Raw genomic sequence first — 12,629 nt, forward strand, 5'->3', positions numbered from 1 at the left:
ATGAGCGCCGCCTCCACTCGAAATCAGACGCGGCGACGCTTGGGCGGCCGGCAGCCATTGTGCGGGATCGGCGTCACGTCGCGGATCGACGTCACGGCGAGGCCCACCGCCTGCAACGCCCGCAAGGCCGACTCACGACCCGAACCGGGGCCGCGCACCAGAATCTCGATCGTGCGCATGCCATGCTCCATCGCCTTGCGACCGGCGCCTTCGGCAGCCATCTGCGCGGCAAACGGGGTCGACTTGCGCGATCCCTTGAAGCCCTGCTGGCCCGACGACGACCAGGCAATAGCGTTGCCCTGGGCGTCGGTGATCGTGACGATCGTGTTGTTGAACGAGGCGTTCACGTGCGCGACGCCGGCGATGATGTTCTTGCGTTCCTTGCGACGGGGACGCGCGGAGCCGGTGGCGGCTGCAGCTTTGGCCATGACCGAGATCCCTTCTTACTTCGTCACTTTTTTCTTGCCGGCGATCGGCTTGGCCGGGCCCTTGCGGGTGCGCGCATTGGTATGCGTGCGCTGGCCATGGACCGGCAGGCCGCGACGGTGACGCAGGCCGCGATAGCAGGCGAGGTCCATCAGACGCTTGATGTTCATCGCCACTTCGCGCCGCAGGTCCCCCTCGACCGTGTAGTCGCGGTCGATCGCCTCGCGAATGCGGATAACCTCGTCGTCGCTCAGCGTATTCACGCGGCGCGACTCGTCGATCCCAACTTTTCCACAGATCTCCTTGGCTTTCGCCGCACCGATCCCGTGGATGTATTGAAGCCCGATCACCACACGCTTGGCGGTCGGAATGTTCACACCGGCTATACGAGCCAAAGTCTTAACTCCTTCAAAGACTTATGGCGCGCTCGCGCGCGCCCGTCACATGTTCCGCTGGCCCCGGAAAAGCGCGCGATTATAGGTATCCGCACCCCCGAGTCAATGGAACTCACCCTTGTCAAGTCCCCGCCAGGACTTCCGTGATCTGGCGGTAAACCTCGTCCATCGCGGCCATCCCGTCGACCTTCCGCAGCACCCCCCGGGCGCTGTAGTAGGGCAACAAGGGCTCGGTCTGAGCCCTGTAGGTGGCCATACGAGTCTTCATGGTCTCTGCATTGTCGTCCTTGCGGCGGGCGAACTCCGTCGACCCGCAGACGTCGCAGACACCTTCGACCTTCGGCCGCTTGAACTTGTCGTGGTAGCCCGCCCCGCACTTGGCGCAGGAGAACCGGCCGACGATGCGCTCGGTCAGCGCCTTCTCGTCGACTTCCATCTCGATCACCCGGTCGAGCTTTTTGCCCGACTCGGCCAACATCTTGTCCAGCGCCTTGGCCTGGGCCTCGGTGCGAGGGAAACCATCCAGAATGAAGCCCTTGGCGCAGTCCGGCTGGGCGATGCGATCGCGGATCAGGCCGACCATAAGCTCGTCGGGAACGAGCTCGCCCCGCTCCATGATGCCCTTGGCCTTCTGGCCGAGTTCGCTGCCGGAGGCGACGGCCGCCCTCAGCATGTCACCCGTGGAAAGCTGGACCAGCCCCCGCTCCTGCTGCAGCCGCTGAGCCTGGGTACCCTTGCCGGCACCTGGCGGTCCGAGGAGAATGATGTTCATCGGCCCTTGCCCCGCAGTCGAGCCTTCTTGATGAGGCCCTCATATTGGTGGGCGAGCAAATGCGCCTGCACCTGCGTCACCGTATCGAGTGTGACGGAAACCACGATCAGGAGGCTGGTGCCGCCGAAATAAAAGGGCACCCCGCCGCGGGCGATCAGCAGTTCCGGGAGGATACAGACCGCGGAAAGGTAGAGCGCACCGATCACCGTCAGGCGGTTCAGGATGTACTCGAGATACTCCGCCGTGTTCTTGCCCGGCCGGATCCCGGGAATGAAGCCGCCGTTCTTCTTCAGATTGTCGGCCGTGTCGGTCGGATTGAACACCACGGTCGTGTAGAAGAAGCAGAAGAAGACGATCAAGCCGATATAGGCCACCAGATAGAGGGGCTGGCCATGACCCAGATAGGTGGAGATGGCCTGCACCCAGCCCGGCTCGCCGGAATTTCCCTGGAAGGACGCAATGGTCGCCGGAAACAGGAGCAGCGACGAAGCGAAAATTGGCGGGATGACGCCGGCCGTGTTGATCTTGAGCGGCAGGTGCGAGGCCTCGCCGCCATACATGCGATTGCCGACCTGACGCTTGGGATATTGGACGACAATTCGCCTCTGCGCAGTCTCGACGAAGACCACGACCGCCACCACCAGCACGATGCCGATGACGAGCGCAATGATGAACAGCGCCGACAGGGCTCCGGTGCGGCCGAGTTCGAGAGTCTGCACCAGGGCGTCCGGGAGAGCGGCGACGATACCAGCGAAAATGATCAGGGAGACGCCATTACCGACGCCGCGCGCCGTGATCTGCTCGCCCAGCCACATCAGGAACAACGTGCCGCCCACCAGGGTAACGATGGTCACGAACCGGAAGAAGATGCCGGGATCGATGACGACCGGGCCTGCCGTGGCCACCTGGCTCTCGAGTCCGACGGCAATGCCGTAGGCCTGGAAAGTCGCAAGAATGACCGTTCCGTAACGGGTGTACTGGTTGATCTTCTTGCGGCCGGCTTCCCCCTCCTTCTTCAGCGCCTCCAGCGACGGCACGACCGTCGTCAGGATCTGCATGATGATGGAGGCCGAGATATACGGCATGATGCTGAGCGCCAGCACCGACATACGGCCGATCGAGCCGCCCGAGAACACGTCAAGCAGCCCGGCGATACCGCCGGCATTCTGCCGGAAGATCTCCGCCAGGGCAGCCGGGTCCACGCCCGGGACTGGGATGTAGGCGCCGACACGGAAGACGACGAGCGCGGCCACGGTGAACCACAGCCGCTTCTTCAGCTCGGTCGCCCTACCGATCGAACCCCAGTTCAGGTTAGATGCAAGTTGCTCGGCGGCGGATGCCATGGAACCTCACGCGTGAACGACACAAGGGGAAAGCGACGCCCCCGTTGACGCCGTCCGGTTCAGGCCGCCTCGGCGACGGGCTTGGGCGGCAGTTCGACCTTGCCGCCGGCCTTCTCGACCGCGGCGATCGCCGACGCCGAGGCGCCCGCGACCTTCACTTCGATCTTGGTCGTGAGCTCGCCCTTGCCAAGAAGGCGGACACCGTCCGCGGCATTCTTGAACAAGCCGGCCGCGATCATCGCCTCGGCGTCGATCACCTTTCCGGCGTCGAGCTTCTTGTCGTCGATCGCCTTCTGCAGCGTGCCGAGGTTGACGACCTGCCAGCTCTTCTGATGCGGCGGGCGGAAGCCGCGCTTCGGGATCCGGCGGTGGAGCGGCATCTGGCCGCCCTCGAAACCCTTGATGGCGACGCCGGTACGGGACTTCTGGCCCTTGACGCCGCGACCCGCGGTCTTGCCCTTGCCGGAGCCGATACCGCGGCCGACGCGCATGCGACCCTTGCGGGCGCCCGGATTGTCGGAAATCTGGTTCAGTCTCATCGTCTTTTACCTCCGCGCCGTGGCCCCGGGGCCTAGCGCGCTTCCTCTTCGATGCGCACGAGATGGCGCACCTTGTTGATCATGCCGCGAACCTCGGGCGTGTCCACGAGTTCGCGGGTGCGATGGCGCTTGTTCAGGCCCAGGCCGATCAGCGTCCCGCGCTGGTCTTCCGTGCGGCCGATGTGGCTGCCGGTCTGGGTGATCTTGATGGTCTTGCCCTTGCCCATGGTCCGGTTCCTTAAGCGGCCGCTTCCGCGGTCGTCTCGTCACGACGGCCAAGCAGGTCGCCGACCTTCTTGCCACGACGCGTCGCGACCATGCGCGGCGAGTTGAGCTGATCCAGCGCCTTGAAGGTCGCCTTGATCATGTTGTGCGGGTTGGACGTGCCGACCGACTTGGCGACGATGTCCTTGATGCCCAGCGTCTCGAAGATGGCGCGCATCGGACCGCCCGCGATGATGCCGGTACCGGCCGGAGCGGCACGCAGCGTCACCTTGCCGGCGCCGAAGCGGCCCTTCACGTCGTGATGCAGCGTGCGACCGTCGCGCAGCGGCACCCGGATCAGCCCGCGCTTCGCGGCTTCCGTGGCCTTGCGGATCGCCTCGGGGACCTCACGCGCCTTGCCGGCGCCGTGGCCGACTCGACCACGCTGGTCGCCGACGACGACGATGGCGGCGAAAGCGAAGCGACGACCGCCCTTCACGACCTTCGCGACGCGATTGATCGTGACCAGCTTGTCGGTCAGTTCATTGTCCTCGTCGCGGTCGCGCGGCCGATCGCGATCGCGCGGGGAACGGCCGGAACCACCGGGTGAACGAGCCATAATCTAACTCCCGATCAGAACGACAGGCCGCCCTCACGGGCGGCATTGGCCAGCGCAGCGATGCGGCCGTGATACGTATAGCCACCGCGGTCGAAGATGACTTCCTTGACCCCAGCCGCGACGGCGCGGGCGGCGATCAGCTTGCCGACTTCGGCCGCCGCACCCTTGTCGGCGCCGGTCTTGAGCGTGCCCCGGACGTCCTTGTCGAGCGTCGAGGCGGCAGCCAGGGTCACGCCCTTACGGTCGTCGATGACCTGGGCATAGATGTGCTTACCCGAGCGAAAGACGCTGAGGCGCGGACGGCCGTTGCTGGCCTGGCGCAGCGCGTAGCGCGTGCGCCGCTGGCGACGGGCGAAAAGAGCATTGCGGTCGGACATGATTCTCTCGCCTCTACTTCTTCTTGCCTTCCTTGCGCCGGATCGTCTCAGTCGAGTACTTGATGCCCTTGCCCTTGTAGGGCTCAGGCGGACGCAGGCTGCGGATTTCCGCCGCAATCTGGCCGACACGCTGACGATCGGAGCCCGAAATCGCGATCTCGGTCGGCTTGACCGCCTTGATCTCGATACCGGCAGGAATGGGGATTTCGACATCATGGCTGAAGCCAAGCTGCATCTTCAGCATCTTGGCATCGGCCGCGGCGCGATAGCCCACGCCATTGATCTCGAGGTTGATGGTGAACCCGTCGGACACGCCGCGGACGACATTGCTCGCCAGGTTGCGAGCCGTCCCCCACTGCATGCGGGCCCGGCGGCTGTCGTTACGCGGCTTGAAGACCAGCCCCTCGGCCTCCTTGGCGACCAAAACGTCGTCATGGACCACGAGCTGGAGCTCGCCCCGCTTGCCCTTGGCCTTGAGATGCTGGCCCTTGAGCTCGATGGTGACACCGGCCGGGATGACCACCGGATTTTTGCCGACGCGCGACATGCTCAGAACACCTTGCAGATGACTTCGCCGCCGACATTGGCGGCACGCGCCTCGGCGTCGGACATGACACCGCGTGGCGTGGACAGGATCGAGATGCCCAGCCCATTGAAGTGGCGCGGCAGCTCACGGATCTTGGAGTAGACGCGACGGCCCGGCGTGGAGACGCGCTTGATCTCCTTGATGACCGGACGGCCGTTGTCGTACTTCAACTCGATCCGCAGTTCGCGGACGCCGGGCCGAAGCTCTTCCTCGAACCAGCCGCGGATATAGCCTTCGCGCTGGAGAACGTCGAGCACGCTCGAACGGAGCCGCGAGGCCGGGGCCGTCACGCTCTCGAGGCGCGCCGACTGGCCGTTGCGGATACGGGTCAGCAAATCGCCGACGGGATCTGTCATCGCCATGGTCTACGGTCCCCGTTTACCAGCTCGACTTCACGACGCCGGGCAACATACCCAGCGACGCCAGCTGACGCAGCGCCACGCGCGACAGCTTGAACTTGCGATACACCGCGCGCGGCCGGCCCGTGAGCTCGCACCGGTTACGCACCCGCGTCGGCGAAGAATTGCGCGGCAGCTCCGCCAGCTTGAGGCGGGCCCCGAAGCGCTCTTCCGGCGTCAACTTGTCGTCGACGGCCATCGCCTTCAGCTTCGCGCGCTTGGGGGCGTACTGCTTCGCCATCTTTGCGCGACGGTTGTTCTTTTCGACCGAACTCGTCTTGGCCATGTGGTTCTCCGGCCTCAGTTCACGAACGGGAAGTCGAAAGCGCGGAGAAGCGACCTGGCTTCCGCGTCCGTCTTCGCAGTCGTGCAGATGATGATGTCCATACCGCGCACCTGATCGACCTTGTCGTAGTCGATTTCGGGGAACACGATCTGCTCCTTCAGGCCCATGGCGTAGTTGCCATTGCCGTCGAACGACTTGCCATTCAACCCGCGGAAATCGCGGACGCGCGGCAGGGCGATCGTGATCAGGCGATCGATAAACTCGTACATGCGGTCTCGACGCAGTGTCACCTTCGCGCCGATCGCCATACCTTCGCGCAGCTTGAAGGTCGCAATCGACTTGCGCGACCGGGTGACGACCGGCTTTTGACCGGTGATCGCCGTGAGGTCGGCCACGGCGCCATCGACGGCCTTGCGGTCGTTAACCGCCTCGCCGACGCCCATGTTGATGACGATCTTGTCGAGCTTCGGCACCTGGAAGGAGTTCTGGTAGGAGAACTCCTTCGTGAGCGCTTCACGCACGTTCTTGATGTAGTGTTCTTGCAGACGCGCGGGCATGGCCCGTTCTCCTAGCGGTCGATGGTCTCGCCGGAGGCACGCGCGATGCGCACCTTGCGGCCGTCTTCAAGGAACCGGAAACCGACCTTCGTCGGCTTGTCCGATTTGGGATCCAGCAGGGCCACGTTGGAGACGTGGATCGTGGCCTCGCGTTCGATGATTCCGCCGGCTTCCGCACGGCTCGGCTTGGTGTGGCGCTTGATCATGTTCACGCCCGAAACGACCACCCGGTTCTCCTTGGGGAGAACACGCAGGACGTCGCCCACCTTGCCCTTGCTGCCACCGGTGATGACCTTCACCCGGTCGCCCTTCTTGATCTTGAGTTTCGTTGCCATGGCTAGAGCACCTCAGGCGCAAGCGAGATGATCTTCATGAACTTCTTGGCGCGCAGCTCGCGCGTCACCGGTCCGAAGATACGAGTGCCGATCGGCTCGTCCTGCTTGCTGATGAGCACGGCGGCGTTGCGGTCGAAGCGGATCGCGCTGCCGTCCTGGCGGCGCAGAGCGAAGGAGGTGCGGACGACGACGGCGCGATGCACCTCGCCCTTCTTCACCTTTCCGCGCGGAATGGCTTCCTTGATCGAAACGACGATCACGTCGCCCACGCTCGCATACTTGCGGCGCGAGCCACCCAGCACCTTGATGCACTGGACTCGACGGGCGCCCGAATTGTCGGCGACCTCGAGATTGGTTCGCATCTGAATCATGTCTGTGCTCCGGTCCGCCTAAGCCTTCGCGCCTTCGACCAGAACTTCCCAGCTCTTGGTCTTGGACAGCGGACGGCACTCGCGGATACGAACGATCTCGCCGATCTTGCCCTTGAAGGCATTGGCTTCATCGTGCGCGTGGTACTTCTTCGACTTCCGAATGAACTTCTTGTAGATCGGATGCTGAATGCGACGTTCGACCTTGACGACGATGGTCTTGTCCATCTTGTCGCTAACGACGACGCCTTCCAGGATACGCTTCGGCATTTCGTGCTCCTTAACCGGCGGCCTTTTCGCCCAGCACCGTCTTGATGCGGGCGATGTCGCGGCGCACCTGGCGCGCGCGGGCAGTCTTCTGCAGCTGGCCTCCAGCCTTCTGGAAACGCAGGTTGAACGCTTCCTTGCGAAGGTTGCCGAGCTCGTTCTTCAGCTCGTCCTTGGTCTTGGGGCGCAGATCGGTGGCCTTCATGTCCTTCTCCCTCAGCCTTCGGCGCCGACGCGGGAAACGAAGCGGGTCTTGATGGGCAGCTTGGCCGCACCAAGCGCCAGGGCTTCCTTGGCGATCGTTCCCGACACGCCCTCGAGCTCGAACAAGATACGACCCGGCTTCACCCGCGCCGCCCAGAATTCGGGAGCGCCCTTGCCGGAGCCCATGCGGACCTCGGCCGGCTTCTTCGACACCGGCACGTCCGGAAACACCCGGATCCAGACGCGACCGGCACGCTTCATGTGACGCGTGATGGCGCGGCGGGCCGCTTCGATCTGGCGGGCCGTCAGACGATCCGGCTCCATCGCCTTCAGACCATAGGAGCCGAAGTCGAGGTTGAAGCCGCCCTTGGCAGCGCCGCTGATACGGCCCTTGAAGGCCTTGCGGTACTTGGTGCGCTTGGGTTGCAGCATGGTGGTTTACGCGTCCCTCTGCTCGGTGCGCTCGGTGCGCGCCGGCGTACGTTGCGGCGCGGCTTCCTCGGCGCGCTTGTCGTGCGCCATCGGGTCGTGCGCCATGATCTCGCCCTTGAACACCCAGACCTTCACGCCGCAGGTGCCGAAGGTGGTGAAGGCAGTGGCGGTGCCGTAGTCGACGTCCGCGCGCAGCGTGTGCAGCGGCACGCGACCTTCGCGGTACCATTCCATACGGGCGATTTCCGAACCACCCAGGCGGCCCGAGCAGTTGATCCGGATGCCCAGCGCGCCCAGACGCATCGCCGACTGAACGGCGCGCTTCATGGCACGGCGGAACGCGACCCGGCGCTCCAGCTGCTGTGCGATGTTCTCGGCGATCAGCGTCGCGTCGATCTCTGGCTTGCGGATCTCGACGATGTTCAGGGCCACCTCGCCCTTCGTCATCTTGGCGAGATCGCCGCGCAGCTTCTCGATGTCGGCGCCCTTCTTGCCGATCACCACGCCGGGACGGGCAGTATGGATCGTCACGCGCGCGCGCTTGGCCGGACGCTCGATGATGATCTTCGCGACACCCGCCTGGGCGAGCCGCTCGCGCAGCACCTTGCGGATGTGAATGTCCTCATGGAGCATCTTCGCGTACTCGCCGCCTTCGGCGTACCAGCGCGAGTCCCAGGTCCGGTTGATACCGAGCCGCAGGCCGATCGGATTGACCTTCTGACCCATTACTTGTCCTCCGCCTCGGCGCGCTCGCGCACCACGATCGTGAGATGAGCGAACGGCTTGACGATGCCGGCCGCGCGGCCGCGGCCACGCGTCTGGAACCGCTTCATGACCAGGCCCTTGCCGACCGATGCCTCGGCGACGACCAGCCGGTCGACATCAAGGTTGTGGTTGTTCTCGGCGTTGGCGATGGCCGAAGTCAGGGCCTTCTTCACGTCGAGCGCAATCCGCTTCTTGGAGAAGGTGAGCTCGTTGACGGCAGTCGCGGCCTTCTTGCCGCGAATCGTCGCGGCCACGAGGTCGAGCTTGCGCGGGCTGATTCGCACGGCGCGCAGGACGGCCTTGGCCTCGTTGTCCGCCTCGCGGCGGGGAGCGGATGGCTTGCTCATCTCGCGTTAATCCTTCGACACTTTCTTGTCACCGGCATGGCCGGTGAAGGTGCGGGTCGGCGAGAATTCGCCGAGCTTGTGACCGACCATTTCCTCGGTGACGTTCACCGGGATGAACTTCCTGCCGTTGTAGACCCCGAACGTCAGGCCGACGAACTGCGGCAGGATCGTCGAACGACGCGACCAAGTCTTGATCACCTCGTTGCGGACGTTCCCGCTGGCCTTCTCGGCCTTCTTGATCAGGCTGCCTTCAACGAAGGGGCCTTTCCAAACGGAGCGTGCCACTGTCTATCTCCTAGCGCGTCGCGTGCCGGCGGCGGATGATCATCTTGTCCGTCGCCTTGTTCTTGCGAGTCTTCTTACCCTTGGTCGGCTTGCCCCACGGCGTCACCGGATGACGGCCACCCGAGGTGCGGCCTTCGCCGCCGCCGTGCGGATGATCGACCGGGTTCATCACGACACCGCGAACCGTCGGACGGCGGCCGAGCCAGCGCTGGCGGCCAGCCTTGCCGATGACGATGTTCTGGTTGTCCGGGTTCGACACCGCACCCACAGTGGCCAGGCATTCGCCCGGCACCAGGCGCAGCTCACCCGAACTCAGCTTGATCTGGGCATAGCCCGCGTCCTTGCCGACGAGCTGGGCGTAGTTGCCGGCAGAGCGCGCCAACTGGCCGCCCCGGCCCTTCTTCAGTTCGACATTGTGGACGATCGTGCCGACCGGCATGTTGGCCAGCGGCATCGCGTTGCCCGGCTTGATGTCCACACGCTCGCCCGAGATGATCTCGTCGCCCGCCTTCAGGCGCTGCGGCGCCAGGATGTAGGAGAGCTCGCCGTCGGCGTACTTGATCAGGGCGATGAACGCGGTACGGTTGGGGTCGTACTCGAGGCGCTCGACCGTCGCCGCGACGTCGAACTTGCGGCGCTTGAAATCCACCAGACGCAGACGGCGCTTGTGACCACCGCCCATGTGATTGCTGGTGATGCGGCCGTGGTTGTTACGTCCGCCCGTGTTGCTCTTGCCGCGCGTCAGTTCCTTGACCGGCTTGCCCTTCCAGAGGCCGGTACGGTCGACGATGACCAGCTGTCGCAGGGACGGCGTGATCGGTTTGAATGTCTTCAAGGCCATTGTTCTGTCTCCCGTCCTACAGGCCCGTGGTCACGTCGATCTTGTGACCCTCGACCAGCGAGACGATCGCCTTCTTCCAGTCGCTCCGCACGCCGGGACGGCCGCGGAATACCTTGCTCTTGCCCTTCACCGTGACGGTGTTGACCGCCTTGACCTTGACCTTGAACAGACCTTCGATGGCCTGCTTGATCTCGGGCTTCGTCGCATCGGCGGCGACCTTGAAGGTCACCTGGCTGTGCTCCGAACCGTTGGTCGTCTTCTCGGTGATCAGCGGTGCACGAATTACTTCGTACATGCGCAGGCGCGAGACGGTTTGGGGGATGTACCGCTTGGCGCTCATTGCAGACGCTCCTCGAGGTGCTTCACGGCATCCTTGGTGAGCACCAGCGTGTCGCGGCGCAGGATGTCGTAGACGTTCGCGCCCTGCTGCGGCAGCACATCGACATGGGCGATGTTGGCCGCCGCGCGGGCGAAGTTCGTATCGATCTCGGCGCCGCCGATGATCAGCGCGCTGGTCAGGCCCAGTGCGCCGAAGTGACCCTTGAGCTGCGCGGTCTTCGGCTCGGCCAGAGCGGCAGCCTCGACCACGATCAGCTTGCCCTCGGCCGCCTTGGCCGACAGCGCGGTACGCAGCGCGAGCTTGCGGACCTTCTTCGGCAGGTCGCTCGCATGGCTGCGCACGACCGGGCCGAACGCCTTGCCGCCGCCACGGAACTGCGGCGCCGCCTCGTTGCCGTGACGGGCCCGACCGGTGCCCTTCTGGGCGTACATCTTCTTGGCCGTCGCCGTAACCTCGGCGCGCCCCTTGGTCTTGTGCGTACCCTGCTGACGGTGCGAGAGCTGCCACACAACGCAACGCTGCAGGATGTCCTTGCGGACGGGAACGGCGAACACCGCGTCGGCGAGATCGATCTCGCCGGCGCTGCCGCCCTCAATGGTCTTGACCGCGATCTTCATGATCTGATCCCTAAGCCTGCGGAGCGGTTTCAGCCGCCGGAGCCGACGCCTCGGCAGCGGCCTTGCGCAGGCCGGCCGGATACGGGGCATCCTTGTGACGGGCGCGCTTGGAGGCGTCCTTGACGATGATGTAGCCATTGGCCGGGCCCGGAACGGCGCCGGACACCAGCAGAAGGCCCTTCTCGTCGTCGACGGCGACGACCTTCAGGTTCTGCGTGGTCACGCGCTCGCTGCCGTAGTGACCGGCCATCTTCTTGCCGGGGAACGTACGGCCGGGGTCCTGACGGTTACCGGTCGAACCATGCGAACGGTGCGAGACCGACACGCCATGGCTGGCCTCGAGGCCGTGGAAGTTCCAGCGGACCATCGAGCCGGTGAAGCCGCGGCCGATCGTGGTGCCGACGACGTCGACGAACTGGCCCGGCACGAAATGGCTGGGCACCAGCTCCGCGCCGACCTCGAGGACCGCGTCCTTGGCGACACGGAACTCGACGAGCTTCTTCTTCGGCTCGACCTTGGCCTTGGCGAAATGACCGCGCATCGGCTGGGTCACGTTCTTCACCTTGGCCTTGCCGTAGCCGAGCTGCACGGCGACATACTTGTCCTTCTCTTCCGAGCGGACAGCAACAACCTGCAGCTGATCCACCTTCAGAACGGTGACGGGCACATGCTCCCCGGCGTCATTGAAGACGCGGGTCATGCCGACCTTCTGGGTGACGAGACCGCAACGCATGGTCTTCTTCCTTCTTTCCTGGTCCGCTCTAGGCGCCGAGCTTGATTTCGACGTCCACGCCGGAGGCGAGGTCGAGCTTCATCAGCGCGTCCACGGTCTGCGGCGTCGGGTCGACGATATCGAGCACGCGCTTGTGCGTACGGATCTCGAACTGCTCGCGCGACTTCTTGTCGATGTGCGGCGAGCGGTTGACCGTGAACTTCTCGATGCCGGTCGGCAGCGGGATGGGGCCACGCACCTGCGCGCCCGTCCGCTTGGCCGTGCTGACGATCTCGCTGGTCGACGAATCGAGCACGCGATGATCGAAGGCCTTCAGCCGGATCCGGATGTTTGTGTTGTCCATGGCCATGATGTTCGCCTTGTCGCGTCTGTTACGTTCTTACTTTACGACTTTGGTGACGACGCCGGCGCCGACGGTGCGACCGCCCTCGCGGATGGCGAAGCGCAGGCCCTCGTCCATGGCGATCGGCTGGATCAGCTCGACCACCAGCCGCGCGTTGTCGCCCGGCATCACCATCTCCGTGCCTTCCGGCAGGGTCACCACGCCCGTCACGTCCGTCGTCCGGAAGTAGAACTGCGGACGGTAGTTCGTG

The 12,629-nt window shown here is 64.7% G+C and carries 25 protein-coding genes and 1 pseudogene; all 26 read right to left on the reverse strand.

Going from position 1 to position 12,629, the window contains the following annotated elements; genetic code table 11:
* Positions 1-23 precede the first annotated feature (23 nt).
* Positions 24-428, reverse strand: a complete 405-nt coding sequence (gene rpsK, locus ACT6UX_RS16260; RefSeq protein WP_444776203.1) for a 30S ribosomal protein S11 — start codon at positions 426-428, stop codon at positions 24-26.
* Between the two features lie 15 nt (positions 429-443).
* Entirely contained in the window at positions 444-821 is a 378-nt protein-coding gene (gene rpsM / locus ACT6UX_RS16265) for a 30S ribosomal protein S13 (RefSeq protein WP_298314110.1), read from the reverse strand.
* 121 nt (positions 822-942) lie between these two features.
* Positions 943-1,593: an adenylate kinase gene (locus tag ACT6UX_RS16270; RefSeq protein ID WP_444776204.1), complete on the reverse strand. Its 651-nt coding sequence runs from the start codon at positions 1,591-1,593 to the stop codon at positions 943-945.
* Positions 1,590-2,936 carry a preprotein translocase subunit SecY gene (secY, locus tag ACT6UX_RS16275; RefSeq protein ID WP_444776205.1) on the reverse strand — a complete coding sequence of 449 codons (1,347 nt, stop codon included), beginning with the start codon at positions 2,934-2,936 and terminating at the stop codon, positions 1,590-1,592. Before secY ends, ACT6UX_RS16270 begins: the two co-directional genes overlap by 4 nt.
* Positions 2,937-2,995: 59 nt before the next feature.
* Positions 2,996-3,475, reverse strand: a complete 480-nt coding sequence (gene rplO / locus ACT6UX_RS16280; RefSeq protein ID WP_444776206.1) for a 50S ribosomal protein L15 — start codon at positions 3,473-3,475, stop codon at positions 2,996-2,998.
* Between the two features lie 32 nt (positions 3,476-3,507).
* Entirely contained in the window at positions 3,508-3,702 is a 195-nt protein-coding gene (gene rpmD, locus ACT6UX_RS16285) for a 50S ribosomal protein L30 (protein WP_444776207.1), read from the reverse strand.
* An 11-nt stretch (positions 3,703-3,713) separates the two neighbouring features.
* Entirely contained in the window at positions 3,714-4,298 is a 585-nt protein-coding gene (rpsE, locus tag ACT6UX_RS16290) for a 30S ribosomal protein S5 (RefSeq protein ID WP_298313435.1), read from the reverse strand.
* Between the two features lie 14 nt (positions 4,299-4,312).
* Positions 4,313-4,675: a 50S ribosomal protein L18 gene (rplR, locus tag ACT6UX_RS16295; protein ID WP_444776208.1), complete on the reverse strand. Its 363-nt coding sequence runs from the start codon at positions 4,673-4,675 to the stop codon at positions 4,313-4,315.
* Between the two features lie 13 nt (positions 4,676-4,688).
* A complete protein-coding gene (rplF, locus tag ACT6UX_RS16300) occupies positions 4,689-5,222 on the reverse strand; it encodes a 50S ribosomal protein L6 (RefSeq protein ID WP_444776209.1) in 534 nt (177 codons plus the stop codon).
* Between the two features lie 2 nt (positions 5,223-5,224).
* Complete coding sequence (rpsH, locus tag ACT6UX_RS16305; RefSeq protein ID WP_304847713.1) at positions 5,225-5,623, reverse strand: 30S ribosomal protein S8; 399 nt, start codon at positions 5,621-5,623, stop codon at positions 5,225-5,227.
* 16 nt (positions 5,624-5,639) lie between these two features.
* Positions 5,640-5,945, reverse strand: coding sequence for a 30S ribosomal protein S14 (gene rpsN, locus ACT6UX_RS16310; protein WP_298313441.1), 306 nt, complete (start codon positions 5,943-5,945; stop codon positions 5,640-5,642).
* A 14-nt stretch (positions 5,946-5,959) separates the two neighbouring features.
* The gene (gene rplE / locus ACT6UX_RS16315; protein ID WP_444776210.1) at positions 5,960-6,502 is read right to left on the reverse strand and encodes a 50S ribosomal protein L5; all 543 of its coding nucleotides are present in this window, start codon (positions 6,500-6,502) and stop codon (positions 5,960-5,962) included.
* A gap of 11 nt (positions 6,503-6,513) precedes the next feature.
* A complete protein-coding gene (rplX, locus tag ACT6UX_RS16320) occupies positions 6,514-6,837 on the reverse strand; it encodes a 50S ribosomal protein L24 (RefSeq protein ID WP_298313444.1) in 324 nt (107 codons plus the stop codon).
* Between the two features lie 2 nt (positions 6,838-6,839).
* Positions 6,840-7,208, reverse strand: a complete 369-nt coding sequence (gene rplN / locus ACT6UX_RS16325; protein WP_298313445.1) for a 50S ribosomal protein L14 — start codon at positions 7,206-7,208, stop codon at positions 6,840-6,842.
* Between the two features lie 18 nt (positions 7,209-7,226).
* Positions 7,227-7,475 (reverse strand): 30S ribosomal protein S17, encoded by a 249-nt coding sequence (rpsQ, locus tag ACT6UX_RS16330; protein WP_422012808.1) that lies wholly within the window; start codon positions 7,473-7,475, stop codon positions 7,227-7,229.
* A gap of 10 nt (positions 7,476-7,485) precedes the next feature.
* Entirely contained in the window at positions 7,486-7,677 is a 192-nt protein-coding gene (gene rpmC / locus ACT6UX_RS16335) for a 50S ribosomal protein L29 (protein WP_422012806.1), read from the reverse strand.
* A gap of 11 nt (positions 7,678-7,688) precedes the next feature.
* Complete coding sequence (rplP, locus tag ACT6UX_RS16340) at positions 7,689-8,108, reverse strand: 50S ribosomal protein L16 (protein ID WP_230552238.1); 420 nt, start codon at positions 8,106-8,108, stop codon at positions 7,689-7,691.
* Positions 8,109-8,114: 6 nt separating this feature from the next.
* The gene (rpsC, locus tag ACT6UX_RS16345) at positions 8,115-8,834 is read right to left on the reverse strand and encodes a 30S ribosomal protein S3 (RefSeq protein ID WP_444776211.1); all 720 of its coding nucleotides are present in this window, start codon (positions 8,832-8,834) and stop codon (positions 8,115-8,117) included.
* Positions 8,834-9,220, reverse strand: a complete 387-nt coding sequence (rplV, locus tag ACT6UX_RS16350) for a 50S ribosomal protein L22 (RefSeq protein ID WP_444776212.1) — start codon at positions 9,218-9,220, stop codon at positions 8,834-8,836. Before rplV ends, rpsC begins: the two co-directional genes overlap by 1 nt.
* A 6-nt stretch (positions 9,221-9,226) precedes the next feature.
* On the reverse strand, positions 9,227-9,505 hold the full coding sequence (rpsS, locus tag ACT6UX_RS16355; RefSeq protein ID WP_444776213.1) for a 30S ribosomal protein S19: 279 nt from the start codon (positions 9,503-9,505) through the stop codon (positions 9,227-9,229).
* 10 nt (positions 9,506-9,515) lie between these two features.
* Entirely contained in the window at positions 9,516-10,346 is an 831-nt protein-coding gene (rplB, locus tag ACT6UX_RS16360) for a 50S ribosomal protein L2 (RefSeq protein WP_444776214.1), read from the reverse strand.
* 16 nt (positions 10,347-10,362) lie between these two features.
* The gene (locus ACT6UX_RS16365) at positions 10,363-10,686 is read right to left on the reverse strand and encodes a 50S ribosomal protein L23 (RefSeq protein ID WP_298313459.1); all 324 of its coding nucleotides are present in this window, start codon (positions 10,684-10,686) and stop codon (positions 10,363-10,365) included.
* Positions 10,683-11,303, reverse strand: coding sequence for a 50S ribosomal protein L4 (rplD, locus tag ACT6UX_RS16370; protein ID WP_444776215.1), 621 nt, complete (start codon positions 11,301-11,303; stop codon positions 10,683-10,685). Before rplD ends, ACT6UX_RS16365 begins: the two co-directional genes overlap by 4 nt.
* 10 nt (positions 11,304-11,313) lie before the next feature.
* Positions 11,314-12,036: a 50S ribosomal protein L3 gene (gene rplC, locus ACT6UX_RS16375; protein ID WP_444776216.1), complete on the reverse strand. Its 723-nt coding sequence runs from the start codon at positions 12,034-12,036 to the stop codon at positions 11,314-11,316.
* 28 nt (positions 12,037-12,064) lie between these two features.
* Positions 12,065-12,379: a 30S ribosomal protein S10 gene (rpsJ, locus tag ACT6UX_RS16380; protein WP_068198221.1), complete on the reverse strand. Its 315-nt coding sequence runs from the start codon at positions 12,377-12,379 to the stop codon at positions 12,065-12,067.
* A gap of 36 nt (positions 12,380-12,415) precedes the next feature.
* Positions 12,416-12,629 (reverse strand): annotated as a pseudogene (tuf, locus tag ACT6UX_RS16385) (elongation factor Tu); the annotation flags it as partial.

It is taken from the genome of Reyranella sp., assembly GCF_052439685.1.
Lineage (GTDB): Bacteria > Pseudomonadota > Alphaproteobacteria > Reyranellales > Reyranellaceae > Reyranella.

What these genes read in the sequence shown, in the direction of transcription:
- rpsE (WP_298313435.1), bottom strand. Translation starts at nt 4,298, where the DNA reads ATGGCTCGTTCACCCGGTGGTTCCGGCCGTTCCCCGCGCGATCGCGAT.
- rplN (WP_298313445.1), bottom strand. Translation starts at nt 7,208, where the DNA reads ATGATTCAGATGCGAACCAATCTCGAGGTCGCCGACAATTCGGGCGCC.
- ACT6UX_RS16365 (WP_298313459.1), bottom strand. Translation starts at nt 10,686, where the DNA reads ATGAGCGCCAAGCGGTACATCCCCCAAACCGTCTCGCGCCTGCGCATG.
- rpsK (WP_444776203.1), bottom strand. Translation starts at nt 428, where the DNA reads ATGGCCAAAGCTGCAGCCGCCACCGGCTCCGCGCGTCCCCGTCGCAAG.
- rpsQ (WP_422012808.1), bottom strand. Translation starts at nt 7,475, where the DNA reads ATGCCGAAGCGTATCCTGGAAGGCGTCGTCGTTAGCGACAAGATGGAC.
- rplE (WP_444776210.1), bottom strand. Translation starts at nt 6,502, where the DNA reads ATGCCCGCGCGTCTGCAAGAACACTACATCAAGAACGTGCGTGAAGCG.
- rpmC (WP_422012806.1), bottom strand. Translation starts at nt 7,677, where the DNA reads ATGAAGGCCACCGATCTGCGCCCCAAGACCAAGGACGAGCTGAAGAAC.
- rpsH (WP_304847713.1), bottom strand. Translation starts at nt 5,623, where the DNA reads ATGGCGATGACAGATCCCGTCGGCGATTTGCTGACCCGTATCCGCAAC.
- rplD (WP_444776215.1), bottom strand. Translation starts at nt 11,303, where the DNA reads ATGAAGATCGCGGTCAAGACCATTGAGGGCGGCAGCGCCGGCGAGATC.
- rplV (WP_444776212.1), bottom strand. Translation starts at nt 9,220, where the DNA reads ATGAGCAAGCCATCCGCTCCCCGCCGCGAGGCGGACAACGAGGCCAAG.
- rplC (WP_444776216.1), bottom strand. Translation starts at nt 12,036, where the DNA reads ATGCGTTGCGGTCTCGTCACCCAGAAGGTCGGCATGACCCGCGTCTTC.
- ACT6UX_RS16270 (WP_444776204.1), bottom strand. Translation starts at nt 1,593, where the DNA reads ATGAACATCATTCTCCTCGGACCGCCAGGTGCCGGCAAGGGTACCCAG.
- rpsN (WP_298313441.1), bottom strand. Translation starts at nt 5,945, where the DNA reads ATGGCCAAGACGAGTTCGGTCGAAAAGAACAACCGTCGCGCAAAGATG.
- rpsJ (WP_068198221.1), bottom strand. Translation starts at nt 12,379, where the DNA reads ATGGACAACACAAACATCCGGATCCGGCTGAAGGCCTTCGATCATCGC.
- rplB (WP_444776214.1), bottom strand. Translation starts at nt 10,346, where the DNA reads ATGGCCTTGAAGACATTCAAACCGATCACGCCGTCCCTGCGACAGCTG.
- secY (WP_444776205.1), bottom strand. Translation starts at nt 2,936, where the DNA reads ATGGCATCCGCCGCCGAGCAACTTGCATCTAACCTGAACTGGGGTTCG.
- rpmD (WP_444776207.1), bottom strand. Translation starts at nt 3,702, where the DNA reads ATGGGCAAGGGCAAGACCATCAAGATCACCCAGACCGGCAGCCACATC.
- rplP (WP_230552238.1), bottom strand. Translation starts at nt 8,108, where the DNA reads ATGCTGCAACCCAAGCGCACCAAGTACCGCAAGGCCTTCAAGGGCCGT.
- rplO (WP_444776206.1), bottom strand. Translation starts at nt 3,475, where the DNA reads ATGAGACTGAACCAGATTTCCGACAATCCGGGCGCCCGCAAGGGTCGC.
- rplF (WP_444776209.1), bottom strand. Translation starts at nt 5,222, where the DNA reads ATGTCGCGCGTCGGCAAAAATCCGGTGGTCATCCCGGCCGGTGTCACC.
- rpsC (WP_444776211.1), bottom strand. Translation starts at nt 8,834, where the DNA reads ATGGGTCAGAAGGTCAATCCGATCGGCCTGCGGCTCGGTATCAACCGG.
- rplR (WP_444776208.1), bottom strand. Translation starts at nt 4,675, where the DNA reads ATGTCCGACCGCAATGCTCTTTTCGCCCGTCGCCAGCGGCGCACGCGC.
- rplX (WP_298313444.1), bottom strand. Translation starts at nt 6,837, where the DNA reads ATGGCAACGAAACTCAAGATCAAGAAGGGCGACCGGGTGAAGGTCATC.